Source organism: Microcoleus sp. CAWBG27, from assembly GCF_020883145.1.
GTDB lineage: Bacteria > Cyanobacteriota > Cyanobacteriia > Cyanobacteriales > Microcoleaceae > Microcoleus.
The window spans coordinates 1-4546 of record NZ_JAHREU010000136.1 but is presented as its reverse complement, the minus strand read 5'-3'; the positions used below and the strand labels follow the sequence as shown (position 1 = coordinate 4546).

General features: G+C 48.6%; 7 protein-coding genes. 5 read left to right on the top strand and 2 right to left on the bottom strand.

Features of this window, described 5'->3' with window-relative positions; all coding sequences use genetic code 11:
- Window positions 1-223 (bottom strand): HU family DNA-binding protein (locus QZ938_RS32755; protein WP_293356491.1); only part of this gene is annotated, 223 nt, incomplete at its 3' end.
- Between the two features lie 270 nt (window positions 224-493).
- Window positions 494-688: a ribbon-helix-helix protein, CopG family gene (locus QZ938_RS33210; protein ID WP_363318927.1), complete on the bottom strand. Its 195-nt coding sequence runs from the start codon at window positions 686-688 to the stop codon at window positions 494-496.
- Window positions 689-860: 172 nt separating this feature from the next.
- Between QZ938_RS33210 and QZ938_RS32745 the strand changes: the two genes are divergently transcribed.
- The 5 genes from QZ938_RS32745 to QZ938_RS32725 all read left to right on the top strand — a co-directional run bounded on the left by QZ938_RS32745 (window position 861) and on the right by QZ938_RS32725 (window position 4384).
- On the top strand, window positions 861-2087 hold the full coding sequence (locus QZ938_RS32745) for a hypothetical protein (protein WP_293356485.1): 1227 nt from the start codon (window positions 861-863) through the stop codon (window positions 2085-2087).
- Between the two features lie 100 nt (window positions 2088-2187).
- Window positions 2188-2637, top strand: coding sequence for a hypothetical protein (locus tag QZ938_RS32740; protein WP_293157766.1), 450 nt, complete (start codon window positions 2188-2190; stop codon window positions 2635-2637).
- Window positions 2638-2639: 2 nt separating this feature from the next.
- The gene (locus QZ938_RS32735) at window positions 2640-3440 is read left to right on the top strand and encodes a hypothetical protein (RefSeq protein ID WP_293356483.1); all 801 of its coding nucleotides are present in this window, start codon (window positions 2640-2642) and stop codon (window positions 3438-3440) included.
- A 19-nt stretch (window positions 3441-3459) separates the two neighbouring features.
- Window positions 3460-3999, top strand: coding sequence for a hypothetical protein (locus QZ938_RS32730; protein WP_293157772.1), 540 nt, complete (start codon window positions 3460-3462; stop codon window positions 3997-3999).
- Window positions 4000-4078: 79 nt separating this feature from the next.
- Window positions 4079-4384, top strand: coding sequence for a hypothetical protein (locus tag QZ938_RS32725; protein ID WP_293151257.1), 306 nt, complete (start codon window positions 4079-4081; stop codon window positions 4382-4384).
- The last annotated feature ends 162 nt before the right edge of the window (window positions 4385-4546 follow it).

Genomic DNA, 4546 nt, shown 5'->3' with positions numbered 1-4546 from the left:
CACCAGCAGCAATTTGTATAGGTTCGCCTGTTTTGGGGTTGCGGCCTTGACGGGCTTTACGATCGCGGCTCTCGAAAGTGCCAAATCCTACTAGGGTTACTTTGTCGCCACTGGCAAGGGCTTCTATTATTGTTTCGAGCACAGCGTTCAGCGTGACGCTAGTTGTTTTCTGGCTTACTTCGGTTTTGTCAGCAACAGCTTCTACGAGTTCCTTTTTGTTCATAAGTGCGATCGCTCTTTGGTTATCAGTTATTAGTTATCAGTTATTAGTTGTTGGTCATTAGTAGCGCAAAACCAGCGCCCCCCGAGGGATGCTGGTTTTACTATCAGGAGACGGTCTCCCCCAAAAGGTTGAGTATCTCCTGCTCAAGGATTTTCATTTGTTCCGTCACACTCTGGTGATGTTCTTGCGCTGCTTTTAGCCTCATCTGAAGTCTTTCTTCATGAGACTCGACATAAGCCAGGTGAGAGCGCTGCAATTCTCTCAACTGGCTTAGCATTTTCCCAAAGCCTGCTTTTCCTGTGGTGATAGGGCTTTTCGAGTCTCTATGTAACCCCGGGATATCGCCCGGATCAATTCCGTTCTCGATTCCATCCCCATCGCTTTCGCCTTGTCCTCCAGCGCGTCCCAGTCCTCCGGGTCTAGTCGAACCGTTGCGTTTACTGTTTTCTTTCCCTGATTTCCCATAGTTTCTAGCCATATTAAGACTCCCCTCAATTATTGCACGTGCTACTATTGACATATATTTTTAGCACGTGCAATTATAATATCATATTCTGCACGTGCGAAGGCAGAACATACCCTGCAAGAACCGGGCGGGACTGCTTGACCCGCCCTTTCCCCCACTAACCGTGAACCTATGTACACCCTAGAACAGTTACGGGAAAAGACTTTTAAGAAATTGAAGGAAATCGGCTACCAGCTTGACATTCTTCCAGCAGGCGACAGACGTTGCCGCCAAAACTGGATTGACGCCATTGCCGGAGTTAAGCCCCCGCTGCTGGAACTGCTGGAACTGCTGGAAGCTTCCCCCGGTGTCGAAGTCGAACCGGTTGCCGAGGCGATCGAAGTTCAACGCCAGGAGCTAACCGAATCTAAATTCGGCCGCATCGTTTATCCCAGACGGGCCGCTCAGCCGATCGCCCCAGCGGTTGAACAATTCGACGCTGAGGAGTTCCAGCAGACTCACGCTGCCGAGATTGACGCATATGTAGCAAGTTTCACCGACGATCGCCCTCCGAACCGAGGCACCGGGGACAGAGGCAGGCTGGAGAATGAGCCAATATTGAGCCAAAGTGCGATCGCTCCTGCGGTCAAAAATCCCCCCGGTGTCGATCGCAAAACTTCAACAGCCCACGAATTGCTGGAGTTGTTCAAGTCCTCCGCAGTCATTTTGGAGCCGATCGAAATTCAACACCAGGAGCTGATCGAAAATTCCCCCGGTGTCACTTTTTCTTCGAGATTCCTAGCTCTATATTCCCCGCCCAAATCCGAGAACGTTCACTATCAGGTCAACGACGACGGGCAACTAAGCCTGCTTGATTTCGAGGTGGAATCAGTGGATGAGCCGCCAGACTTCGACGACTATTCGACAGAATTTGAATTTTGGGCTGCTTATGACGCTTGGATTGATCGCAACCCAGATGATATTGAATCCCTCGATGGCTTTAGCGCAGCCCCCCGTCACTGGGATGCCGAAAACCTTGAACCGCCTGCTGTATCTATGGATTCGATGTGCGAGTGGACACCGTGTCCAGAGGACTGGTACGAGCCAACAGCCGAAATTTTGCCACCGGAAGCTTCATCCATGAAAGTGCTGGAACTTTCACCGGCAATCGAAACAATCGAAAGTTCCAGCACTTGCGAATTCCTTATTCCTGTTTTTGGCGCTGCGGGCGATCGGCAAAACGACAAAGACGAGCCGCCCAACGCGGGAAGTTTCGCCCGCTTGCCCAACCCAAAGCCTCCCAGTTTTCCGCCCATGGGTGTCGTTGCGGGCGATCGCGCAAACCGCATCAAAAAGTTCGCCCGCAGCGCAATACTTTGGAGCGGGCGATCGCCCCCAGGAGGTGATGCCAGCTTCTAACTATGGTTGTCTACCCATATTTCCATCATGCTTACATTCTTGTGCGATCGTTTCTTGAGCGAGGGCGATCGCTTCCTCTACTACTAACAACTAACAGCCAATGGTCAACATTAAAATTTCCATTCCGACATACAAAGCTAATTCTTGGGGGCAACTCGATAAGCAAGGGGAGGTACAAATCAGTGCCGAAGTAGACAGCCTCTCGGATGGATACGCAGCACTAAAAGCCCAGATTGACGAGTTACTGACCCAAACTAATGCCGAGAATCAGATTGTCGTTAACTTGCAAAAGTTAGGCAACGAAATCGACAGGCGCGAATCAACTTTGAGAATGCTAAACGACAAAATAAAAACTGCCAGAGCTCAGATGCAAAGACTGGAAAAATTCCTGAGGCGGCTAGGAATTAATCCAGCGACTTACTCTCTAGACATCAACAGTCACGCTCTGGAATCTGCGGGCGAGGCAGAAGAATCTGTCGAGGTGGAGGCGGAAGTTGACCCCATCCCTTTTGACCCAGCCGACTCAGACGACCATCCTCACGAGTTTTAATCATGGAAACAACCGCCGACTTTAACGACATTTACTGGGAACCCCCAGAAAGTGAATTTCAGCCTCTTCTCGACTTTGAATCCGAGATTTCCCGCGAAGTGCCACATAACGATATTGCTCTGCTCACACAGCGCATCAAACGCTCTTTCCTAGACTACGTGCGACAAGGCGTGATGCTGGACGCCGTGTGTCGGTACCGGCTGTACAAACAGCAGTACAAGGACTTTGCCGAATACTGCAATCTCGCGTTAGGGCGATCGCACTTTTACTGCAAGAAAATCATTCAAGCGGCCAAGATTTGCTTGGAGCTTATTAAATCCAAATTCAAGATTCTCCCTACTTCCGTAGCTCAAGCGCTCCCACTTCTGAAGTTTGCAAAAACTTACGAGTACGGCGATTCCCAACTGCAAGACAAGTGGCAAACCGTTGTCGATGGTTTCCCCCCAGAACTCATCACAGCGGCCAAGATTAGCGAAGCACTCGACGAAAACCCAGAGGACAGAGCCAAGCAAGTCCGCATCGGCGGACAAGCCTACCAATTGCTGCAACAGAAAGCAGCAGCAGCAGGAATGACCGTTTCTAAATACCTCGAAATGCTGATAAGTGGCGCTGAGTCGCCGGACGAAGAACCCCCTGAGGGAACGGAACTGACGCCTGAACAAGAAGAGATTTGCGATCGGGCGGAAGCCTACATTAAATCTAAATCTAAAAAGAGAGGATTTGCTATCAGAGTGCCATCGAAAAGCTATCAAAAAGCCATCGCTGGCAAAAATAGATCCGACAAAGTGTCGGACTCATCCTAATCTCTAGTCCTTTAAAATCATGCACAATACTTTCACTTACAGGCATTCAGATTTGCCCTCAGTTCCTCCTGCAATTCAAGCCAAAATTGTGGGGTTAGACGTGCAAATTGCCGATTTAATTCTCATGAGCCAAGGAAATTACCGCGCTCTAGAGCAGCTATCGGAAATACTAGACAATGCGCTAGACAGTTGCAAACTGAATCTAAATTCAATCCGCATCATTCCCGACAACAGCCCTCAACCCGCAGCAAGTTTCAAAGACTTATCTTTAGATGAAAAACGGATTATTTATTCGTGCTCGTTTACTAATTCACTCCTGCTAAGTATGCTGTCTGACGTTTTTGGCATAGATCCTGAAACCTTAGCAAAACACATAGCACATGAAGTCTTGGCTCACCACAAACCAGTAGCAGACGACGAGGTGGAAAATTTTATCGACGATTTACTTTCAAAAGTCCAGAAGGCAAAAGACAATAACTTCTTGTTTGAGCGGCGGGTGGGGAAACCCTCACCAGGAGAATCAGAAGCAACTGAAAACGCCATTCAGCCCAACATTTAATCACAAAAACAAGCGGCTAAATTACACTTTAACCGCTTGGCATCCAAGCTATCCTGACCAATCTACCCGCAATCATATCATGAATGCACAAACCAAAAACAAGCATACTACTGCTTGTGTGAAACTCGCAAAAGAGCGATTTGATAATTTTAGCGAAGCCAAATCACACAAGGTTTTCCTCATCATCAAAGAAGCCAAATCTCGGGGGCTGCTACAAAAACAGCCACCCGACCGATGCTTAAGCCCGTACATTAACGCGGCCAATCGAATTTTAGAAACTTTTGGAACTGCAACATTTTTTCCGACAATTTCTCTCAATATCACGCACGTGTACGCCTACGTTGCGCTAGTCGCAACTAACACGATCAAAATAACCGCCGCCTGATGAGTGTCGCATTGACTCAGCGGCCGAAACTCCCCCTTATAACCCACATTCCGCACCCCCAACTGGCACATACACTGCTTGAGGGGGTAAAAGTGAATTATCCGAGATAATAGTGAGTAAAAACACCCAGAAATCTGTGCAATTATCGCATCACCCAGTTAG

What these genes read in the sequence shown, in the direction of transcription:
- QZ938_RS33210 (WP_363318927.1), bottom strand. Translation starts at nt 688, where the DNA reads ATGGGAAATCAGGGAAAGAAAACAGTAAACGCAACGGTTCGACTAGAC.
- QZ938_RS32745 (WP_293356485.1), top strand. Translation starts at nt 861, where the DNA reads ATGTACACCCTAGAACAGTTACGGGAAAAGACTTTTAAGAAATTGAAG.
- QZ938_RS32740 (WP_293157766.1), top strand. Translation starts at nt 2,188, where the DNA reads ATGGTCAACATTAAAATTTCCATTCCGACATACAAAGCTAATTCTTGG.
- QZ938_RS32735 (WP_293356483.1), top strand. Translation starts at nt 2,640, where the DNA reads ATGGAAACAACCGCCGACTTTAACGACATTTACTGGGAACCCCCAGAA.
- QZ938_RS32730 (WP_293157772.1), top strand. Translation starts at nt 3,460, where the DNA reads ATGCACAATACTTTCACTTACAGGCATTCAGATTTGCCCTCAGTTCCT.
- QZ938_RS32725 (WP_293151257.1), top strand. Translation starts at nt 4,079, where the DNA reads ATGAATGCACAAACCAAAAACAAGCATACTACTGCTTGTGTGAAACTC.